Below are 21,360 nucleotides of genomic sequence, written 5' to 3' on the forward strand. Positions count from 1 at the left end.
TCACGACTGTTGATATGGCGTAAATCACAATTCTTATGGCGAAAATCGATCGGGTCGACGATGCCTATGGCGGAAATTTTTTTCTTATTGGCGGTGGTTTGGCTGCCTGTAGGTTGTCGGGTCGGTGCTGATCCAGTGCGTCATCCAAACCAGTGGCATTTCAGTGAGTTGAATGGTCTTCAATTGATTCCTTTGCTGGGTGATCCGTTGTAGCAGAGCCGTTTATCAGCTTCGGTTCGAGCCGGCTGTACATCTGTTTCATCGTCTTGATTTGCACCAGGCGCTTGATGGTGCGGTCGATCATCGCGTCCAACCGCTCGATGCGGGCCAGCTGTTCGTCGAACGTCTCCAGATCGATAACCTCTACAAATTCATCAGCTCCTTCATGGCGTGTTGGGGGTGCCCACGACGCCAAACCTTTTCCGATCCTGGGACCCCATGCTGCCGGGTCCTCGCCTGCCTTAAACGGCCAGCGTGAGCGAATGGTGTAACTGTAGAGCGGGGCCAACAGTGAGAGAAGTGCCTCAACTTTCTCCACGCTGTCGGCCTCATTGAACTCGGCAGCGTTCGTGCCAAGGTTTTCTATGTGCCGGCTCGTTTGGTTTTCATCGCGGATTTTGTCCAGCCGTTTTTGTGTGGTGATCTGCCCATAGCGATCCAAGCGTTGTCTACGCCAAAGCAGGTCCAGGAGTGTCTGGACCTGGTATTCTTCCGTGCTGCCGTTGGGGGTCCATTCCTGATTAAGTCCGGCGCGGAGCGACTCGTAATCTTCGTATCTCTCGCTCCAGAGCATGACCTCCTTTGCATTTGCACCGTGTTTCAGCGCGTTGCGTTTCTTGCTTGCCTTAGACATAGCCCCACATCCTGGTTCGAGCGCGCCATCGCGCTTACGCGTGACCAGTTAGAATCCAATGAGCGTTAGCGTCATGCCATTTCCTATGGCGGATATCACATTTGGAGAACGAAACTTAGATCCGCATCCGAGCCGTCATGGCGGAAATCGATTTGTTATGGCGGAAATTGTTTCGCGGTTTCGAATGTTATGGTGGAAATTCATTTTCTTATGGCGGAAATTGTTCGGCCCCGTCAGAACCAATGGCGGAAACGATCCTTTTTGCGGCGGCTATTCAATGGCGCCTAGCCCTTCGTAAATTGCGGCGGCGCTGATCCAGTGCATAGCGAGCTAACCGCGCGGCTGAGAGCGGATGACGGTGCAACTCGCTCACAAGGAACTGGTTCAAAGGGTCAATGGCGATTTTCACAAACTCAAAGAACGGTCCGGCTTCCATTTGGGCAAGCTTGCCGTCGATTGAAGTCAGAACCGAATGGCGGCCGGCCGAATGATGATAGCGCAGGAACAACGTCAGCAATGCTGGTCCCAAATAACGGCTCATGACGTCGCGCGGGCGGCCGACACGTCGGCCGGTGGTTCGGCTTCTGGCAATCCGTTCCTCCATTTCTAGAGCAACCGTACGCAGCAGCTCGCCGGCAAGTTCGACAATGGTTTCGTCGGCTTCATGCTCCCCGGTGAAGCCGTCACCGGGAGGGCCGAACGCATCATAGAGCCCGCAAAGGCCCAAAACCTTGGCTTTTTGCTCTGCCAAGTCGGCTTCGAACCGCGGCGCTAATACTCCCCATACATAGCTCTGACTGGGAAGAGCTGTTTGAGACTGCATTGGATTTTCCTGCTGGACCGAATCATGATCGCGATCGATCAATGATCATCTATGGTCTCTGTCAGGATAAAAGCGGGAGCGCGCCAGGAAAGCTCAGCATTTGCTTTCCCCCATGGATAGCGTGCACAAACGTTTCTCCGTCAAACTTCAGCCTTACATTGCCGCTGATGGAGGTGATTCGCGTCATCTGATGCTGGGTTTGGCCGATGACACGCGCGCCAGTACATCGGACCATTCGCCGTCTCGCGTCTGCCGAAACAGCGTCGCGGTCGGGTACCACGGGCTGTCCGCTCGCTCGCGCAGCCATCTAAAGTCAGGATGGAATGGCAGCAGCAGCCATAGCGGCTTGCCGAGCGCGCCCGTCAGATGCGCGACCGAAGTGTCCACCGAGATCACTACGTCCATGTGCGCGATCAGCGCCGCCGTATCGGAGAAGTCGTTCAACCGGTTGGAGGCATCGCGCAGCGCAGGCGTTCTTGCCAATGTCTCGCGATCATGGTCGCGAACCTCCTTCTGCAGAGAAAACCATTCGACCGTGTCGCCCAGGATCGGCAGCAGCGTTTCGAGACGTATGGTGCGGCGAAGATCGTGCTGCAGCTCCGGATTGCCCGACCATGCCACACCGATGCGCGGCTTTGTCTTTTCTCCCAATAGCTCGCCCCAAGCGGCGATCTTGTCTTGAGGGGCTGTGAGATACGGGGTCGATGACGGGATCGTGTCGAGCGTCGTCCCGAACGCACGCGGCAGGCTGGCAAGGGGACAATAAAAATCGAACGGCGGCAGCGCATGGGCAGGCAGCGGAGCGTCGCCTCGCGCGATCACCTCGATGTCGTGATTATGGAATAGCGGCACGAGCGGCTTGTGCACTTCGAAGATCACGCGGCAGCTCCTCGCCCTGAGCAGCGCCAGGTACCGACAGAACTGGATGGCGTCGCCCATGCCCTGGTCGGCGTCGATCAGGATCGTCTTGCCCGACAGGTCGGCGTCGCCCTGCCAAAGCGGCTGATAGTCCCTGATGAACGGCGCAAACGATCGCATTTTCCAGCGCCACTCATACAGGCGCCAGCCTTCGTCATGCTCGCCAAGGGACAGCTTGAGGAGCCCCTTGTTGAAGTGGGCCTCGGCGTAATCCGGCTTGGCGGCGATAGCCTTGTCGTAGCAGGCCAGTGCTTCGTCATCGCGGTTCTGTTCGAACAGTTCGTTGCCGAGTACGACCAGCGCATCGACCGCGTTGCCGCGATTGTGGTGCGCCTCGGCGAAGTTCGCTTGCAGCGCGAGGGCTCGATCGAAACTTGCGATGGCCTCATCGTACTGCTTCATGACATGAAGCGCGACGCCGCGATTGTTGTGAGCGCCTGCGTTGCTCGGGTTGATCGCGATGGCTCTGTCGAAGCTGGCAACAGCATCCTGATCCAGATCAAGCGCGCTAAGCACCATTCCGTGATGGTAGTGCGCGGCGTCGTCCCTTGAATTGATCGCCAGCGCTTGACGGATCAGCCGACCGGCATCTTGAAGGTGGCCACATTGGAAGCGCAGCACGCCGAGCAGGTGCTTTGCGTGAAACAGATCACGCTTCTCGTCGATGAGCTTGCGATAGATCCGCTCGGCGCGGCTGAGATCGCCGGCTTGATGCGCGCTTATAGCCTCTGCAATTCCAGTCACGTAGTCGCCCCACAACCAATGCTTTAGCCTTTCGCGTGTAGGGCGCGCCACCTCTTTTTTTGTGCCCGGATTTTGGATGTCGGAACGCAGGAAGAGCGAGAGGGCTTAACCCTCAGAGCTGCAAAACCGTTAGACAAATCCCATTTTGTTCTATCGGTTTCGATCGTGAAACGCGGGCGCGTTAGACAAGAAAGTGGAGCAAAAACAAGCGGCGCGGGTAATTTCACGTCCCTCGCGTTCATCGATGACCTTGCCCCCGGCAGCTCCGACCTCTTCCGACAAGCCGTGATGCACCCACTAGTAAGGCTTGATCTCGCGCGTCTCGGTCAGCTTGATCATGTGCACCGGCGGTGCCTAACGACCCTTCCGGCATGACCGGCATTTGAGCGAGGCCTCAAGCTTCCAGATCGGCGTATCCCGCGGCCGGCGGATGGCATCGAACGGCAGGCTAGGGCAGCACAGACGCTAAAGAGAGTCGTTCTCCGGCCCCAAGCATCCACGTCCGCGGCGGGCATTGCGCCATGCCCGAAAGTACTAACAACAGATATTGCGAACGAAGACGCTCGCCGCAATGGAGCTGCTTCCCGGCTGAGACGGCATGAAATTCCATTTTGTCCGGGCCGCCGCAAGGACATCGCCGGTATCGATATCGAGGGCTTTGAAGATCAGCGATAGTTCGTTCATGAACGCGATATTGAGATCGCGTTGTGTATTTTCGATGACCTTGGCCGCTTCGGCTACCTTAATGGAAGGCGCGCGATGGATACCGGCCGTCACGACAGATCCGTAGACGTCAGCAATGATGTCGAGCGTCTTCGCGTCCTGTGCTGACACGACCTTCATAATTGTCTCGAACCGGTGCTGCTTGTCGCCGGGATTGATACGAATATCCGACATTGAAATCCGAACCTGCCTTCAATGCGGATACTTGTTCGAGTACTGGGATGCATTCTTCTTCGACCGCGCCCGGATAGACTGTCGATTCATAGACGACGATATCATCTTTCTTGAGCGCGCTTCCGACCGATCGTGATGCCGCAATCATTGCACCGAGATCCGGCCGATGCGCGTCGTCGATGGGGGTTGGGACAGTGACGATATAGAAATTCGACCTTTGGATCGCCGTTACGTCGGCAGAAAAGGATAGCGACGCGTGCCGAAGATCGCCTTTCTCGACCTCCCGGGTGCGGTCATGACCCGCGTTCAACTCGGAAGTCCGCGTCGCATCCACGTCGAACCCAACAACTGGAACGCACGCTCGGGCAAATGATACTGCCACGGGCAATCCCACATATCCCAAGCCTATAACCGCTATCCTACGCCCGTGTGCCACTTATAAGATGTCCCCCTGCAGCGTGTTTTTTCAGGCGTCTGTTTAGCCGCAGTGACACCCCCCAGCAATAGCGAAACCCGCATTTCCTACACGCAAATTCATAACAATACTCGATAAACCTTCAGATTGTGGTAGGTAACGATCCGGGCGCTCATGCGGATTAAATGATCTTCTCTCGTGCCGCCGCTTTTTGCGTCGCGGATTATCGCGAGATCGTCCCCACTATCGTGGCGCATGATATCCCAACAGCGTAAACGTTCTGCTCCCCAATCTTGCAAATCTCGGGTTGCAGAGCGAACAATTCTGGTTCTTGCTGCGGTGTCAAAGGAACAAGATTGCGGACGACGATACAGGGATATTCTTGGGAGAGGGTTCTGTAAGAATATGGCCGGAAATATTTGTGCAGTCCGGGAACGTAGTATCCTTGTTCAAACATAGGCTCGGGAAAAACCCGTTTGTACGCGTCCACAAATGCCTTAAACTCCCAAGCCGTAGCTAAAGCGTTTTGGACACCAAAACCAACCGCGTTGTCAGGGTCCTGCAAGAACATTCCGGAGACCTTTGCGCAATATGGCGCTCGCTCGGCAATCAATCTGCTGATGTCTGCACCTGCTGCATTTCTTGATTCCTGCTGAGGTATGTCGTTCTTTATTTCTATCGCCGTCATCGCGACGCTTGCCAAACACACCGCGGCAGCGCCAATGGTTGCGCATCGCCCCAGCGAAGGCGAGATTCGTTCGATCTCAATTATCAGAAGCGCAGTCGCACCAGTAAATGTTGACCAACTTGCGATCATATAATGTGCGCCGAAATGCTTTGCCGTTGCGGCCATCAGGACGGCCATCGAGGCAGAAAACGCGATCAAGGTCAGGCTTACGCGATCAAAGTAGTCCCGACGCGTGATCATGCGGTATGCGGAAATGAAAACCCCAAGCACGAACACGGCAAAAATTTGAGGCGCCGCCTCAATGATTAAAAGAATATTGGGAATAACTGAGGGCCAGTCGATAAATCCGGGTTCACCACTGCCATACCGACCTTTGTGGTTGAGTAGAAACAGCAGCCAGGTCACACCATCAGCAAAGACAGGTGGATTGAATATCTTGTTGAATCCCCAGAAGGACAGTGCCGTGGCCAGGATGCATGCCAGCAACGCTAATGGCGATTTTAAGAAGGGAGGAAATCCGATCAAAGCCAGAGGTGCCGCAAGAACTTTGGAAGAGATGGCCAGCGCGAAGGTTACGCCGAGAGCGACGCCAGATCGGACCGTTGGGCGCTTAGCGAGAGCGGCGCTCAGCACTATAGCGGTGCCCAACATCGTGAACGGGATGAGAAAACCTTCCGGCTCAAGCAAGGTCGAGTGTCTAAACAATTCGAAGTTAATAAATGGAGTAGTTTGAAAGATGAGCGCGAGAGATAGGCGCGAACACCTCATCACGATCGCTCCACCAATAACCAACACAAAGGTCAAGAAGGAAATCTCAACCGTTCTGGCTAGGTAAATGATATGCTCCAAATTTTTAGCGCCGTACTCCAAGACGGACTCGCGAGGTGCGAGCGCTTTGATAACAAGGCCTCCAAGCAGTAACGTTGTAGTGCCCGGGTGGTCAGCTTTGTGAAAGGCTCCGCCGGCAGCCCATGTGAGGCTGTTCATTGCGTAAGCATATTCGGGATCGACGTTACGGCCCCACGGGGCGTTGTGAGCCGAAAACCATAGCGCAGAGAAGAGATACAAAAGTGGTAGCACTAAAAGTGTAATTCGTTGCATGCCCGGCCTGATATCGAGAAATTTCTGGGAAACAATCAACAAATTGGAGCGGAATAGATCCATGCTTCGAAACAGCTTGCTATATTTGTTAGTCAGCTCTTTTTTGTAGTACGATCATGGTTCGAAATCCGAAAATGCGACCGAGCGCGGACTCGATACCTTTCTCCAGGACCAGCAATCGCCGCCCCAGAAACTCCGGCATCAGTGTCCAGCGCTTAAATCCGCCGGATAGCGGATAGACCCAAAAAGAAAACCAGGAAACGTCGACAAATTCGAGGTTTGGAAAAGTTCTCTCGAATCGCAGACGGTCGCGCGTCGCAAGCAGCGTCGGTATCGCTTGATTGGAGTCGTAGGGATCGCGCGTAGGGTTCGGCAAACCTTCGGCAAACGGCGTCGCCTTCATTCGTACCGGCTCGGGATGAATCAGCCGGTAGAACAAAGTGCTTCCAAAAGTAATCGCTGGCTCAATCATCACGCAACGGCCGCCACCGCGCAAAACACGCTCAGCCTCCCGGAAGAACAGAAGGGGAAATTCAATATGATGCAGCACGTCGAGCATGACTATGTTGCTGATGGCGCCAGATCGAAATGGCAAGTTTTGCGCATCCGCGACCACGTCGATCATGGGGGAATGCTGAATGTCCGAAGATATCGCCGTGGGAATAAAGCTCTTGAGCTGACCAATTCCACTGCCGATCTCAATGGTTTCTCCGGCCACGCAGGCTGCGGCAATCCTGCGGTAATAGTCCTCGTAAACCCTCCGGAGCATTGGCTTTTTGGACCATACACTGCGATAGGAAGCATGAGGATCACACGAGAGGGTGGTGGACATCTATCAACCGCACGCATTTCGGTGAACGTTTAGATCGCCTTGATCTTGAAAAAGGCAAACACTACCATCTTCAGGAGCATAACACCGTGGCGGAAGCGCGAGATTTGCGTTTCGCCATAAGATCTCGCGGCATACCGGATCGGCAGATCGACCGACTTGAGGTTTAGTTTCGACGCACCAAAAATCAAGTCGAAGTCGCCGAAAGGGTCGAAATCGCCGAAATAAGCCTTGCCTTCGCGCAAGCGGTAATAATCGGCTCGTCGCATCACTTTGGTTCCACACAGCGTATCGGTATAACGCTGGTTGAGCAGCCACGAGAACAAATACGAGAAAATTTTGTTGGCGATCAGGTTCAAGAAACGCATAGCGTCATCTGCGAGTGGATAAATAAGGCGAGATCCGTTGATGAATTCGCCCTTGCCGGACTGAATCGCGTTCCAAAATTTCGGAAGCTGCTCGGGCGGCATCGTAAGATCGGCGTCTAGGATCATTAAGACATCCCCGCGCGCAACATCATAGGCGGTGAACACCGCGTCGGCCTTACCTTTGCCTGGTTGAACCATGGTCTTGATGTCTTTATCCGGATAAGCAGCCCTAACCCTCTCCATTTCCTCGAAGGTGCCGTCCTTGCTGTGACCTTCGATGAAGATGATCTCGATGTCCTCGCAAAATTGCGGGATACGTTGGATGGCGGCCTCGATATTACCGCGCTCGTTGCGGGCCGGAATAACAACGGTTGCAGAGCGCAACATATCGTCAGAATTTAGCAGCGAACGACATACCACGTAGTGACGCAACGCGAACCACCGAAACCCCGGAAGAATGCTGATGAAGCGGTTTATGAGACGTCCGATCCCAAACAGGGGCACTGGGACGATCATCCGCTGTTCAGTTTTGACGGCGTCAAAGCTGGCTAGATTGGCTAACGCCCTAATGTCGGACGGTGACAAGACATTTTGTGGCGGATGGGGCATACGCCACCCGACAAACTCAGACAGCTTTAGCATTGGCATCCACAGATGCGAAAAATAGCCCACGACCAGCCGCGTCTCGCGTGAACACAGCGGATGCAGCTGCTCAAAGAACGCCTGACAGTCGTCGAGCGATCCGATCGTATCCAGTACAACAACAAAATCGAACGGGCCCGGAAGAGACGCAATCATCTCCGGATCTTCGGCATCGCCAACCAAAAATGTCAGACCGGGATGGAGCTTGCGTGCTTGGTCAACCATCGCCGGACTGAAATCGACACCCACTCCGAACGAAGGCTTCAGGCCGGCAAGCGTATCTCCGGTACCGCATCCGATTTCCAGAACGCGCATTCCTTTTGGAATCAAAAAGCGCAGATAATTCTCATCCTCGCGGTGAAAAAACTCGGCCTTTTTCCGCCAAACAGGACGAGCGCCCGCATAGGCCTCGGAATGATTTAAGATTGCTACTTTGCGAGGTGAACTTGCGACGGTCATAGCCTAGTGAATACTTTCAAAATCTGCGCTGAGAGGCGCAGCGCCACGAGTTTTTAGCCAGAAACAGCTCCGCTTTCGTCTTATGCTCTGGTCACGCGACCTTGCCAAGAAGGTATTTTCTAGTCGATAAATGCCTTATGTGTCGGTGTATCTCTTTGTCCTGCGACTGCACGGTGTATTGTTGAGACCGTGAAACTGACAAAATCGCCTACGATGACGCCTTCGGAACAGCGGACAATGCTGCTCCTACATTATACTTTCGAATGACTGGCTAGAATATGTGTGGCATAGCCGGCATCATCATCAATTCGAATTGTCAAGCATCATCGGACCATCTTGCCGGTATCGCCGAGGCGATGGATCGAAGCCTCAAGCATCGCGGGCCGGACGGCCACGATGTCGGCTCGACAATGCCGCCGGTGTGGCGTTCGTGCACCGTCGCCTCGCGATCGTGGATTTATCACCTGCCGGGCATCAGCCCATGCACTCGGCCGATGGACGGTTTGTCATCAGTTACAACGGCGAAGTCTATAGTCACATCGAGATCCGGAAAGAACTGGAAGCCGCCGGTCAAAACTTTCGAGGCCACTCCGACACAGAAGTCATCCTTGAATCGGTTGCACGACACGGCATCAGTGCAACCGTGCGTCGGTTGATCGGGATGTTCGCTATCGCGATCTGGGACCCGCAAAGACCGCACGCTGACATTAGTTCGCGACCGGCTCGGAATCAAGCCGGTGTACTGGGCGAAACTCGACGGTGCCTTCATATTCGCATCAGAACTCAAAGCGCTGCGTGAATATCCCGGCTGGACGCCTCGCATAAAGCCGGAGGCCGTAGCCTCTTACATGCGGCATAATTACATCCCTGCTCCGCATACGATCTATCAAGGCGTAACGTCCCAATGGTAAAAATCACAACAGGTCAATTGGACGCGCCCGGCTTCAGATTCATCCGAAGTACTGTCACGCGTTGGTCAACGAAATCGGCAGGGTATCTTATTTTGCAGGAAGACTTACAGGCTGTGCCTCAGTCACGAGGACCCAGTATATGCTGTTACCTTCAATCCTCGACCAATCCGCGGTCGTAAATTTCCAAGCCTCAACGTCTTTATCCAACAGTACTTTGGCAGGAACGATGAATTGATTATTGCTCGGCAATCCAGCTTCCATTCTTGGCGCCACTATAAAGCCGAACGGTAATTCTGGAGATCGCTCTTTGAGAAGGGGCTGATAAATTTCCACATTGCTAAGTGTGATCAACTTCGCAAAGTCGGTCAAATGCAGGCTGGGCACGTCCCTTCTTAGTGGTTGACCATCAGCGACGACAAGGAAGCCAGACATCCTCCTGCCCCCAAAAACTTGCTGCTGGTTAGGAACAGGCTTCGCCAACACAGCGGGCGGCGCATTGTGGTGGGCCAGCCATGGAACTGACAAGAAAAGGATTAACGCAGTGGCGAGGCCTCCCCACCATTGCCACGCCGGAGCTATTTCATTGGCGGGCTTATTGTTCCCTGCAAAAAGGCCCGAGACTGCGAGCGCTGCTATCAAGGGATAGCTTCCTGACATCACTCGCATTCCGTCATCGAAATACACGAACCCTGACGAAATCAAGATTGCTAGCGCGGAAGAAACCCAGAAGAAAGTCTCCATGACAGCAGGCCGGCACAATGCCAAGATGATCAAACCGATCACTGAAACCCAGAGGAACACTGCAGTGGGCAGCCACCTCGGAGCGGGGGCATGCAGGTAACCGTTCATAATTGTCGGAAGAACCGCTCTGGCAAAAGCTTCCGCGCCAGCGGCGAGTCGGCGAACAATTGTGGCAGGGTCGCTTACAATATTATCAACTGCTTTGGAATACAGGAAATCGGTGTAAGTTTTCTCGTCGCGCTTTAACCGTTTCATCTCATCCGGATATCGAATGGGACACGCTGTCCAGTCCCGTCCAATCGAAAGTCCGCAGAGAGAAAATGCAAAATTGCTGCCCGAAAGATCGGCGCCCGTTCCGTAGATTTTTTGCAAAGTGAAATTGGTTGCCAAGCCTGCAGTAATGATTCCGATCATAGCTGCTGCTATGTAGATCTTCTTTCGCCAGCTTTCGCCAAAACAGCATGCTATCCACAACATCACAGCGGGCAAGAGAAACATAGCGCCCATTCGCGTCATGAGCGCCATGAACGTAAACGCCATACCCAACAGTGCGAATTCCAATGACCGTCGACCCAATGCCTCCACAAAGCAGGCAACTGAGAGGAAGCTCCAGACAAGTCCAAGAGGTTCAGTAAGAGTTGTTGCAAAAAAAGAGTGGCAGATCATCAAGGAGAGCGCAACAAAAGCAATACAAGCTAGCGGGCCGTGCCAGCCCAGAATGGATCGTGCCGCCATCCACACCGAGACGGAGCACAAAACCACCTGGATCAACAGCATCTGCGCATAGGAAAACGCGGCCGCCGCCATCAGCACAGATCTGAAAGCAGCAGCGAAAGGTCTTCGCAGGGAGATAGCGTTCCAGAAACCGTCCCTGGCCTGATCGTGCGCGCCCGCGAAGTAGTCATTTGCGTCCGAAAACGGAATCAGGCCTCCGATGCTCCCGCTGTTGAAGTCACCAGGCCGCGCCAACCCTGCCCACGTCCCGCTCAGCGAGAAGACGAATAAACAGAGCGTGAGAGGCAAGCCCCAAACTCTCAGAAATTTGTTCAGAGAATGCAGGTCCGGCTCGTACGAGCGATATCCGGCCATCGCTGCCAGCCAGGATGCGGCAGCACACAGGCTTGTCAGCACGAGCAAGAAATGCGCCGCGTAGTGGTCATGCTCGCCTAGGGCGCGAAGCCAATCCCCCCAGTGAAAAATAGCCGCCGTAGGAAGCACGAAACCGTTGACGAGAGCCGCAATAGTGGCGACCACGTAGGTCAGCGCAGCTGCGAGGCCGACCCACATCGAGGCCCGCAACAAGTAAAACGGCATTCTCAAAACGGTGGAAATTGTCATAGGGCCTATTCGTGCAATGAAGGCAAGCTTTTTAGTGACGGGGATGCTCCCGCGAAATAGCGAACACCCGGCTTGAGCTGCGAGATGACCGACGAAAGGAAACAGACCTTCACTAACACTTTTGCGCGGCACCCAACCCAAAAGCGCCCGAGTCTTGGTGACATCAACTCAGGCGAATCGGGGTTCAACCCTGAATTGTGCATCAAAGAACCCTATCCGCGATGTGAGAGCAAGCGAAACGTTGGCACATTAGTATTGTCACCTATCCGTCATGCCGCCAAAGCCGGCTGATAGCCCTTTTGCGCCACGCGCCACGCCTGGAACATCAGGACGTCCCAAAGCAGATACTGGTGGTTTCGCCTTCCCGACAGATGCTCCTGCCAAGCAAGCCGAATTGGCGCGGGATCGAAGAAATCATCCGCCTTCAGCCGCGTCTCGCTCAACAGATCCTCCGCCCAATCACGCAGAGCTCCACGCAGCCAGCTGTCAATCGGCACGCCAAAACCCATCTTGGGGCGCTCAACGAGTTCCTTGGGAACATGTTTGTAAAGTAGCTGCCTCAGAGGCCATTTGGTCTTGTTCTCAGCGCGTAGCATTGCCAGTGGCAGCGACATCGCAAACTCGACGATGCGATGATCCAGCATAGGCACACGCGTCTCAAGGCTTACGGCCATCGCTGCCCGGTCCACCTTTACAAGAATGTCGTCGGGCAGATAGCTCATCAGATCAACATACATCATCCGCTCGACATTACCGGACAGACTTGGCAACGCATCTAACCCGGTCAACATCGTCGGCAATTCGCGACCTCCAACAACGATATCGGCGGGATTGGTCCAGTGCGAGCAGAGATGGCGGTAAACATCCTCGGCAGTCTGCATCGACAACAACGCGGCGGCCTTGTGAACCTTATCGCCCACCCTTGCGTGGCGGCGATGTTCCGGCATCAGAGCCATCAGCGGACTGGCCAGCCGATCATAGAATGCCGGTGAGGGAAATGTTGCGAGGCCCGCCGTAGCGCGGCGCAGCGACCGTGGAACGCGCGCGAGCTTCTTCCAGAAGTCGTCAGCAAGTCCATAGCGTGTATAGCCCGAAAACAATTCATCCCCACCATCGCCTGACAGGGAAACAGTGACGCTCCCCCGCGCCAGCTTCGAAACCAGATAGGTTGGGATTTGCGATGAATCCGAGAATGGTTCGCAGTAAATCTCCGGAAGATTGGGGATGACATCCATCGCATCCCGCTCGGAAACGTAGAGTTCGGTATGGTCGGTGTTCAAATGCCGCGCAACCTCCTTGGCTTGCTTGGCTTCATTGTAATCGGCCTGTTGAAAGCCAATGGTAAAGGTGCGGATCGGTTGGGTACTTATCGACTGCATGATCGCGACGACCGCCGAGGAATCGATGCCGCCCGAGAGGAACGCGCCGAGCGGCACATCCGCCATCATTTGCCCCCTGATCGATTGTTTCAGCAGAGACTCAAGCGTATTTACAGCCTCGTCACGACTGCCCTCGAAGGAGTGAGCGCGACCTCTCTCTGCCGCATCCCGTGGACTCCAATAGGCCTCTATGCGCGGTTCGCGATCTCCATCGGCAATTACCAGGAAATGACCTGGCCGCAGCTTGTGAAAGCCCTTGTAAATTGAATACGGCGCCGGCACGTAATTGTGGCGCATCAACAGCGCCGCAGCATTCCGATCAACCTCAGGATTCCAGGCGGGATGCCCTCGGAAAGCCTTTAGTTCGGAGGCAAAAGCAAAGCTCCTGCCGATACGGCCATAATAGAGCGGCTTTTCACCGAGCCGGTCGCGAGCAAGTACCAGTGTGCGTTCGCGACGGTCCCAAAGGGCCAGGGCGAACATGCCCACACAAATCTTTAGGGCGTGCTTTAGCCCCCAGCGCGCAATCGCTTCAAGAAGGACCTCGGTATCGGAATGACCACGCCACGGGTGCAACGCTTCGGCATCAAGCTTACGACGAATATGATCGTAGTTATAGATTTCGCCATTGAACACGAGAACGTAACGGTTGCACGACGAGAGCATCGGCTGATGCCCCGCGGGAGACAAATCGACAATGGCCAAACGGCGCTGTGCCAGCGCAATGCCGGCCTCAGCGTCTCCCCATACACCGTCATCGTCGGGCCCCCGATGCCTGATCAGGTCAGCCATTCGCCGCACGACCAGGCCATCCTGCCCTGCCGATCCGGCGCTGCCGAGAAAGCCAACGATTCCGCACATGTAGCTCTATCTTCCACTCGATTGAGTACGACCCAACTACTACCGGCGGCCACATACCATATCAAGATGGCGCCGAGCACGAGAAAAGACCAGTGAATGAATTGAAACCCGGCTGAACGCAACGAAAGCGATGGCGCCCCGATCAGGTTCTTGATCATGTCTCTTCTAAGCCCTCGGCCTTAGCAAGACACGGAAGCTATTAACCAGCATATCATCCTAGCTGAGATACCTAAATTCCCGCGCCAGTTGTTTGATAGCAAGACGCACTGCATTCCAGCGTACAACCGATTCTACGTCAACGAGAATCCGGCTGGCTCGAATATGCCGCACATTTCGTAGTCGTCCGCCAAGAACTCCGATTTCAGACTGGGACGCATTGAAGCTCTGCAGTGAGAGCGATGAGGATTTGACGGAAGCCGTCAAAGCATCGCCGCAAGAGAATATCAAATCAAGTTTGCAAGGAATCCCCTCCGCATACGTGATTTTCGGCATTTTCGATTGCCTCAACCCGCGGTTTGCCGCGTCCAAAACAATCTCTTCAAAGGTCTGTTGCCGGTAATCAATAACGCTGACTCCGGTGGACGGGGATGGTCGGGGGCTGTTCCAGGTGGGGTTGTGTGGTAGGTCGCAACCACCGGGGCACTCGCGCTCCAAAAACGGAGGCGATACCCCGTGGACGGAATGTCAGACTTACCGCCGCTGACGACACAAACAGTATTCATTCTGACTTCGTTTTTTGCGGCAGCGTTTTTTGCGTGGCGGCGGAAACTTGATCCGCTCTCTGTCGCCTTCGGATCGTCGCTGATCTATTTCATTCCGGGTTTTTTCGGCGTCGCTCAGTTCTCATATGGTGAAGGACTGGGTGAGTTTTCCGCGCCCTTCGTCCCCGACACTTATAGCGTCATGTCTATCGTGCTTGCGGCGCTGGTTGCCGGAGCCGCTGTCATCGACCGAATCGCCCAGCCGGTTGGATGGGAAGTGAACTTTCAGGCAAGAATTCCTGCCGTCTTGTTTAGCTTCGCCGCCCTGGCAACGGCCGCATCTATGAATCACACTGGGACTTATTTTTTATGCCTCGACAAATCGATCACGCTTGAGAGGATTGACGCTTGGTACGGCTACGCCTCTATGTCGGCGCCATTTCTAGTCGCTACCGCGTATGCCTTACGTCAAAGAGTTTTAACGCTGGTTGGCTGCACCTTTCTCGTTGCCGATATGTATGCCGGATTCAGGCTATCGACGGCGATTACATTCATGGCCATCGTCATGCTTTCCGGTGACCGGCTTTTCCAAGGAAGAAAAGCCGCCTCATTGTTCATTCTTGCAACGGTACTCGCCGGGGCGTCCCTGTTCGTTGTGAAGCATCTGATCGTCCCGATAAAATATGCAACTGCCGGGTATTGTGAAGGCGCATCACCAACCCGCCTGACAACGAAAGAGTATCTTAGCGGAACCGCGATGAATCTGACCCGGCTGAGATTTTACGTTTCCGCGTTTGTGTCCCAATCCGAACCCTTCGTTATACAGTCCATGCTTAACGAGGTGATCAGAAAAGATTTTCGAACTGGCTCCGATTATCTAAAAGGCCAGATTTTGGCCGGGCTTCCGTTGGGCGCTAGTTTGTTCGGAATAGACAGCAGTTCGGTCACGACGTTCAATTCCAGAGCGCAGCCCGTGTTGTTTCCTGATGTCCGCTTCCAAATGGCAAACAGCCCTTGGGCACAGGCTTACGCTGCCGGAGGCTTGGCGATGGTGAGCGCATTCGCCCTTGGCTACGCAACGATACTGTGCATGTTGACAATGCTGTTCAACGCAACAAAGGGCGCGGTTCGTGCCGGCATCGCCGCAATTGCGGTTTGGGTCGGGTTCTATTTTCACCGAAACGACCTCTTTATCGAGATCGTCTATCTCAAACACGTCGTGTATATCTTCGCGTTGGCGCTGTTCATTGCATTAGGATCACATCTGATGGCCAACCTTAAGGCGCCACGCCCTCACTAACTAATGGTCGGGCAAGAGCCGTCCATTGAAATGACCGAGCCAGCCGTGACCGCTGTATCCAATTGTCGCTGTGGGGTTGTGTGTGGTAGAGGGGCTTCCGGCACAGACCCGCTCGCAGGAAAAACTAGCGAGCGGAATCCACGACCCGCATCCAAAGTCCGTTGATTTGTTGAAAAGCGAGCGGAGACCTTAGCCGCCTCCCGAGCTAGGCGATCCCGCAACACCTTGTCTTTAGCGAGCTTCCGCAGACCTTCGGACAAGGCGGCGACATCTTCAGCAGGGACCAAAACGCCATTGCAGCCATCGTCAATCAAGACCCTTGGGCCGCTAGGGCAATCGAAGCTGACGCACGCCGTTTCTAGTTGCATCGCTTCGATGAGGGCGTTCGGAAAACCTTCATAACGAGAGGGCAGTGCAAAAATATCTGATTTCGATATCCGCTCGGAAACGTCCGTCATGTGCCCCGGCATCTCGACATGCCCGGATATTCCAAGCTCGCCGGACAGGCGCAAGAGCGCTCCTCGCCTTCACCTAGGATGACAACGCGCCACCCATCATGATACAGCCCGGACTTTGCAAAAGCGCGCAGGAGAAGATCGAACCCCTTTTGTCGGGCGAGCCTTCCGATCCCAAAATGATCTGCGCTCTGGCACGATCAGGTGCCGAGCATCCGGCAAACGCACGAGCCCGAATCGCATTTGGAATTGTGAATAAACGACCCGCGGCAGGTCATAAGCATGTGGATCGTCCCCGCTCAGCGTCAGCACGGCTACATCCCGGCCCGCATCTGACAAAGCTCTGCAATACGCGTTCAGCGCCACCCCCGCCAAGGGATGAAATGACCAAGGTTATGCGTTGCCAGATAAACAAGCCCAGGAAAAGCTACACGCAATCCAAAGTAGAATCAACTTAGGCGAGCTAGCGATAATCCACGCGCTTAAACCATCGCCAGGTAGCTGCGTGGCTGCACCGACGTTGCCATACACTTGGCCGGTCGTGTAACCAGCGGCAACTGCAGCGTTGCGATCAGCGAATTCACCGAGACCTTGGAATGCTGGTTGGCACCGAATGCGTTCGGCTGCCCATAGTGCTATTAGGCAAGCACATCATCTGTTCTGCCGTCGCGTAGCCAGTCGGCAGATCACCGTTCGGACGGTGTTGCCACCAATGACAATACCACGCACGTTCGTCTTGGCGGCTGCAGTGCCAGAAAACGTGATAGCAGCGGAGAAGGTGTCAAGGCGACGCGAACTACTGAGCACGCAAGTAAAGGCGCTCGTAAGCGTCTACCATGGCATCGACCGAGTAGCGCTCGCGAATGCGGCTTTGTCGAATCTTCCCGTTTTGATCATCCTCGCCGAGCCTGCCGATTGCTTCCGCCAATCCTCGCGCCAGGTCGACCGGATCCTGTGGCTCAACAAGGAAGCAATTCGGCATGCCTTTGAGAGCTTCCGAGTTGCCGCCGACATTGGTGGCGACAACTGGCAGTCCCGCGGCCAGCTTCTCAAGCAGAGCGTTTGAAAAACCCTCCTCATGCGAGGCCAGGACACCGACATCCATTGCCGACAACAGGACGGGCACGTCACTCCTTTGGCCCATCAGGCCTATTCTACTCGCCACGCCGAGCCTACGCGCGTTGCTCATCAGGTCCTCGGCGAGGCCTCGATCTTCCCCGATCAGGAACAATTTGAGGCGGGGATCGCCGGCCGCATTGCCAGCAAATGCTTCGATCAATTCGGCATGACCTTTGTACGGTATGAGGTTGGCCACCATCGCAATCGCGATGTCGGTCCGCGCCAGCCCTAAGGCGTTTCGCGTCTCATTGCGGCGATGACGCGCATCGTCGAGATGTGCGAAATCGAGGCCGTTGGGAATAACGACAATGCGCGAAATGTCATATCCGTCGCGCGCCTGGGTATCGCGCGCCACCGCCTGCGAGTTCGCCGTAACCACATGCGACAAGGCGTTGGCAATCCAATCCAGCCATTTAAGATTGGGATGGCGGTCCTGATGCTTGCCGAGCCCGCGCCTCGAGGTGATGATCAGCGGAACAAACGCCATTCGTCCTGCAAGCGCACTCATGAAATTGGTAAGGGGTAAAAAGCCGTGTATGACATTCGGGCGGATCGTAAGTGCGTACCCGAAAAGCCGGATCTCGCAGAGACCCAATAGCAGAACTTTCAGCCAGAGACCTGCTGCCGCACGATAGCCGCCATCGAGCACGGCCACGCCCATGCGCTCGAGCTTCTCTATCAGCGGTCCGGATTTCTCGAGACCCAGCACGCTGACGGTCCAGCCGCGGGCCATCAGCCCGCTCGCCAACATGACAAGTTGGCTCTCGGTTCCGCCGACTGTAAGCGAACCAACGGTGAAAAGGATGCGACGCGCGCCTTGGCGTGTCATTGCCCGGTCCCACTACTCCGATTGGGCTGAGCCCCATCGATGACGTTATCCGTAAGCTTGAGCAAATACTCAATGTCCTGATTTCTCAATTCGCCGACGGCGACCATGTCGATCAGGCGAAGCCAGCGGGCGTAGATCGCCGCGGGAGAAAAACGCTCGCTTACCTTTGGTGCTTCGGCGGCGAGGCGGCGTCGAAAGTCGGCATCAAGAGCGACACGCCGCATTGCATCACCTAGTCCACCGACATTGCCCGGAGCAACGAGGCAGCCGTTGCGGCCGTCTTCGATAAGTTCGCTCGGGCCGCTGGGACAATCGAAACTGATGCTTGCTTGCCCCAGCTGCATTGCCTCCATCAGCACGTTGGGGAAACCCTCATATCGGGAGGACAACACGAAGAGGTCAGCCTGCCTCAACCATGGTCCTACGTCGCTCAGGTACCCAGGGAGCGTAACCACATCTGCGATCCCCAGTGCGGACGCCTGCTGCATCAAGGCTTCGCGCTCGGCTCCCTCTCCCAGGATCGCCAGATGCCATCCATCATTCATCAGGCCGGAACGGTGAAATGCATCGAGCAGAAGGTCAAAACCCTTCTGTCTGGTCAGCCGTCCTATGGCAAGAATTAGCGGTCGAGAAATCGCAAACGCGCTCGCCGCGGCCCCGGCCCGAAGATCCTGCGGCGAACGTGCGGCGTTCCCAACTATCACAAGACGCCGCACGCGGGTACACCTCCGGAACCATTTCGCACCATCCTCGGTTTGAACGGTAACGACATCGGCGAGGGGGTAAGTCAAGCGGCGCGCAACTTTCCACCCATGTGAGATCGGATTGTGGGCGGGGTGAACACGCTCCGAGACAATCACCGGAATGCCGGTTCCAAGCAACGCCAGGATGCTGCGCACATTGGTTTGGTCAACGAAACTCACGACGACATCCGGACTGAGCGAGACGATTTTTCGCCGCATCGCCGCGAGGTGGCTCAGCGAAAATCGAATGGTGTCCAGCAGCGAACCAGCCAAACGCCGTATTTCCACACGCTCGCGCCGAATACCCTCTGGAACCGGATAAGCGTCCGGGTCGTTACCGCTCAATGTTATGAGCGTTACGTCTCGACCGCTATCGCGCAGATAGCGGCACAGGTCGACAACCACGCGTTCGGCCCCGCCACCGCCAAGCGAAGAAACGACAACCGCGATACGGACGGCGCGAGTTCTTATCGAGCTCAATGGCAGAAGCCTCGCTGTTGCAAACGTCAGGGACGCCCTGTTTCCTGCCGTCACCAATATCAACAATCCGCGCTTTAACGAACCTGGCCGCGGAGTTCAACCTGCCGCCTGCATCGGCTTGAACCGACGTCAGTCTATCAGTTCGTCGTACACGGCGATCGTTTCACCTGCTACGCGGCTCGTTGAAAAATCTGCCGCAATCAGTGCTCGCGCAGAAGCACCGTATTGTTCCCGAAGTTCGGGCTGTTCGATCGCCTGTTGCAAGGCGGTCGCAAGAGCCTGCGCATCTTGCGCCGGGACGAGCCAACCCGTGGCCGCCTGCTGCACGGTCTCCCTGCCACAATATTCGACGGCGCCCTCGTCGACCCATGCATCGATCTCGGGCTGGCTTGCAAGACGGATAAGCGTTCGAAACTCTTCCAGAGGATTAATCCAGCCTCGGTTGAAAGCGACCGGGCACAGCGTGAGGCCAGCATCCGTGATGCGCCGACCGTGCCTGTCTACACGAGTTGCCACAACCACGTCATATCCCGCCTGACGTGCGGCGATAGCGAGTTCGAGTCGATGTGAAACGAAGTACCAATCTTCCGTCACGAGGAACACCAGCTTCCGGCCCCGTGCAGCAACGGTACCCTTCGCGGGATCTGACCCGATATATGAGGCTGGCGTCACGGCATATTCCATTTTGTTTGAACAGCAGCCTTTTCGGGAGAGTTTCTAAACGTTTCAAGCGGTGCAGTAAAAATCCTTATACCAGTCAACGAAGCGCTGAATGCCATCTTCAATCGACGTCTTCGGCTGAAAGCCGATATCAGCCACAAGCGCGTCTACATCTGCAAAAGTGCGCGGCACGTCTCCAGGCTGAAGAGGCAGCATGTTCTTCAGCGCCTTCTTGCCCACCGCCCTCTCAATGCATTCGATGAAATACATCAGTTCTACCGGCTGGTTGTTCCCGATATTGTAAAGGCGGTAAGGCGCAGCCGATGTTCCCGTATCCGGCACGGCGCCATTCCAGGCCGGGTTCGGCGTGGCGACTTTGTCCAGCGTCCTTACAACGCCCTCAACAATATCATCGATGAAAGTAAAATCACGCGCATGCTGCCCGAAATTGAAGACATCGATCGGCTCTCCGGCGATGATCTTTCTTGTAAAGAGAAAGAGCGACATGTCCGGCCGCCCCCACGGCCCGTAGACGGTGAAGAAGCGTAGGCCGGTTACCGGCAGGTTGTAGAGGTGGGAATAAGAATGAGCCATCAGCTCGTTGGCCTTCTTGCTGGCAGCATAGAGGTTCAACGGATGATCGACGTTGTCGTGGATGCTGAACGGCATCCGCGTGTTGGCTCCATAAACCGAGCTGGAAGAAGCATAGACCAGGTGTTCGACCCCGTGATGACGGCATCCCTCCAGGACGTGCAGGAATCCAACGAGATTTGAATCAACATAGGAGTGAGGATTCTCGAACGCGTAGCGCACGCCCGCCTGCGCCGCCAGATTGATGACGCGCTCAGGTCTGTGTTCGTCGAACACTCGCTCGATTTCATGGCGGCCGGCAAGATCGGCCTTCTCGAACTGAAAATTATTGTGTCCCTGCAGCCGCGACAAACGGGCAAGCTTCAGATTGACGTCATAATAATTGTTGAGGTTGTCGATGCCGATAACGTCATCTCCGCGGGCAAGCAAAGTTCTTGCAGTCTGCGAACCAATGAAACCCGCGACGCCCGTTACGAGAACCTTCATGCCATCAATTCTCCCGATGGGAGCCGCCG

Annotated in this window: 14 protein-coding genes and 3 pseudogenes; 3 read left to right on the forward strand and 14 right to left on the reverse strand. The window is 55.3% G+C overall.

Annotated features, from left to right (window positions below):
* Positions 1 to 160: 160 nt before the first annotated feature.
* From N554_RS0111000 to N554_RS0111030, 7 genes and pseudogenes are all read right to left on the reverse strand, one after another.
* Positions 161 to 853 (reverse strand): hypothetical protein, encoded by a 693-nt coding sequence (locus N554_RS0111000; protein WP_029583519.1) that lies wholly within the window; start codon positions 851 to 853, stop codon positions 161 to 163.
* A 274-nt stretch (positions 854 to 1,127) separates the two neighbouring features.
* On the reverse strand, positions 1,128 to 1,718 hold the full coding sequence (locus N554_RS0111005) for a hypothetical protein (protein WP_029583520.1): 591 nt from the start codon (positions 1,716 to 1,718) through the stop codon (positions 1,128 to 1,130).
* Between the two features lie 141 nt (positions 1,719 to 1,859).
* Complete coding sequence (locus N554_RS0111010; protein ID WP_156041884.1) at positions 1,860 to 3,338, reverse strand: tetratricopeptide repeat protein; 1,479 nt, start codon at positions 3,336 to 3,338, stop codon at positions 1,860 to 1,862.
* Between the two features lie 582 nt (positions 3,339 to 3,920).
* Positions 3,921 to 4,671, reverse strand: a pseudogene (locus tag N554_RS35670) (nucleotide sugar dehydrogenase); the annotation flags it as partial.
* 202 nt (positions 4,672 to 4,873) lie between these two features.
* On the reverse strand, positions 4,874 to 6,502 hold the full coding sequence (locus N554_RS0111020; protein ID WP_029583522.1) for a hypothetical protein: 1,629 nt from the start codon (positions 6,500 to 6,502) through the stop codon (positions 4,874 to 4,876).
* Between the two features lie 25 nt (positions 6,503 to 6,527).
* Positions 6,528 to 7,271 (reverse strand): class I SAM-dependent methyltransferase, encoded by a 744-nt coding sequence (locus N554_RS0111025; RefSeq protein WP_029583523.1) that lies wholly within the window; start codon positions 7,269 to 7,271, stop codon positions 6,528 to 6,530.
* Between the two features lie 29 nt (positions 7,272 to 7,300).
* Entirely contained in the window at positions 7,301 to 8,737 is a 1,437-nt protein-coding gene (locus N554_RS0111030) for a glycosyltransferase (RefSeq protein ID WP_029583524.1), read from the reverse strand.
* Between the two features lie 421 nt (positions 8,738 to 9,158).
* Between N554_RS0111030 and N554_RS42940 the strand changes: the two genes are divergently transcribed.
* Entirely contained in the window at positions 9,159 to 9,536 is a 378-nt protein-coding gene (locus N554_RS42940; RefSeq protein WP_371259474.1) for a hypothetical protein, read from the forward strand.
* Positions 9,436 to 9,648, forward strand: a pseudogene (locus N554_RS42945) (asparagine synthetase B); the annotation flags it as partial. The gene N554_RS42940 and the pseudogene N554_RS42945, both read left to right, overlap by 101 nt.
* A gap of 87 nt (positions 9,649 to 9,735) precedes the next feature.
* Here the strand turns inward: N554_RS42945 and N554_RS0111035 are convergent.
* Together N554_RS0111035 and asnB are read right to left on the reverse strand one after the other, a co-directional pair.
* The gene (locus N554_RS0111035) at positions 9,736 to 11,727 is read right to left on the reverse strand and encodes a hypothetical protein (RefSeq protein ID WP_156041885.1); all 1,992 of its coding nucleotides are present in this window, start codon (positions 11,725 to 11,727) and stop codon (positions 9,736 to 9,738) included.
* A gap of 269 nt (positions 11,728 to 11,996) precedes the next feature.
* Positions 11,997 to 13,967, reverse strand: coding sequence for an asparagine synthase (glutamine-hydrolyzing) (asnB, locus tag N554_RS0111040; protein ID WP_029583526.1), 1,971 nt, complete (start codon positions 13,965 to 13,967; stop codon positions 11,997 to 11,999).
* A 672-nt stretch (positions 13,968 to 14,639) separates the two neighbouring features.
* Between asnB and N554_RS0111055 the strand changes: the two genes are divergently transcribed.
* Positions 14,640 to 15,968: a hypothetical protein gene (locus N554_RS0111055; protein ID WP_156041886.1), complete on the forward strand. Its 1,329-nt coding sequence runs from the start codon at positions 14,640 to 14,642 to the stop codon at positions 15,966 to 15,968.
* Here N554_RS0111055 and N554_RS38170 read toward each other — a convergent pair.
* The 5 genes and pseudogenes from N554_RS38170 to N554_RS0111075 all read right to left on the reverse strand — a co-directional run bounded on the left by N554_RS38170 (position 15,965) and on the right by N554_RS0111075 (position 21,331).
* A pseudogene (locus N554_RS38170) lies at positions 15,965 to 16,596 on the reverse strand (glycosyltransferase). The gene N554_RS0111055 and the pseudogene N554_RS38170 overlap by 4 nt on opposite strands.
* 623 nt (positions 16,597 to 17,219) lie before the next feature.
* The gene (locus N554_RS37300) at positions 17,220 to 18,371 is read right to left on the reverse strand and encodes a glycosyltransferase (protein WP_051677440.1); all 1,152 of its coding nucleotides are present in this window, start codon (positions 18,369 to 18,371) and stop codon (positions 17,220 to 17,222) included.
* Complete coding sequence (locus tag N554_RS0111065; RefSeq protein WP_256378736.1) at positions 18,368 to 19,648, reverse strand: glycosyltransferase family 4 protein; 1,281 nt, start codon at positions 19,646 to 19,648, stop codon at positions 18,368 to 18,370. The genes N554_RS37300 and N554_RS0111065 overlap by 4 nt, the downstream gene beginning before the upstream one ends.
* 75 nt (positions 19,649 to 19,723) lie before the next feature.
* Positions 19,724 to 20,278, reverse strand: a complete 555-nt coding sequence (locus N554_RS0111070) for a glycosyltransferase (protein ID WP_029583531.1) — start codon at positions 20,276 to 20,278, stop codon at positions 19,724 to 19,726.
* 42 nt (positions 20,279 to 20,320) lie between these two features.
* Complete coding sequence (locus tag N554_RS0111075) at positions 20,321 to 21,331, reverse strand: NAD-dependent epimerase (RefSeq protein WP_029583532.1); 1,011 nt, start codon at positions 21,329 to 21,331, stop codon at positions 20,321 to 20,323.
* Positions 21,332 to 21,360: the final 29 nt, after the last annotated feature.

The sequence above is a fragment of the Bradyrhizobium sp. URHD0069 genome (genome assembly GCF_000701345.1).
Classification (GTDB): Bacteria; Pseudomonadota; Alphaproteobacteria; order Rhizobiales; family Xanthobacteraceae; genus Bradyrhizobium.

Bases quoted from the DNA above. Each gene is read 5' to 3' on its own strand.
- N554_RS0111000 (WP_029583519.1), bottom strand. From the start codon at position 853: ATGTCTAAGGCAAGCAAGAAACGCAACGCGCTGAAACACGGTGCAAAT.
- N554_RS0111020 (WP_029583522.1), bottom strand. From the start codon at position 6,502: ATGGATCTATTCCGCTCCAATTTGTTGATTGTTTCCCAGAAATTTCTC.
- N554_RS0111025 (WP_029583523.1), bottom strand. From the start codon at position 7,271: ATGTCCACCACCCTCTCGTGTGATCCTCATGCTTCCTATCGCAGTGTA.
- N554_RS0111030 (WP_029583524.1), bottom strand. From the start codon at position 8,737: ATGACCGTCGCAAGTTCACCTCGCAAAGTAGCAATCTTAAATCATTCC.
- N554_RS0111035 (WP_156041885.1), bottom strand. From the start codon at position 11,727: ATGACAATTTCCACCGTTTTGAGAATGCCGTTTTACTTGTTGCGGGCC.
- asnB (WP_029583526.1), bottom strand. From the start codon at position 13,967: ATGTGCGGAATCGTTGGCTTTCTCGGCAGCGCCGGATCGGCAGGGCAG.
- N554_RS37300 (WP_051677440.1), bottom strand. From the start codon at position 18,371: ATGACACGCCAAGGCGCGCGTCGCATCCTTTTCACCGTTGGTTCGCTT.
- N554_RS0111070 (WP_029583531.1), bottom strand. From the start codon at position 20,278: ATGGAATATGCCGTGACGCCAGCCTCATATATCGGGTCAGATCCCGCG.
- N554_RS0111075 (WP_029583532.1), bottom strand. From the start codon at position 21,331: ATGAAGGTTCTCGTAACGGGCGTCGCGGGTTTCATTGGTTCGCAGACT.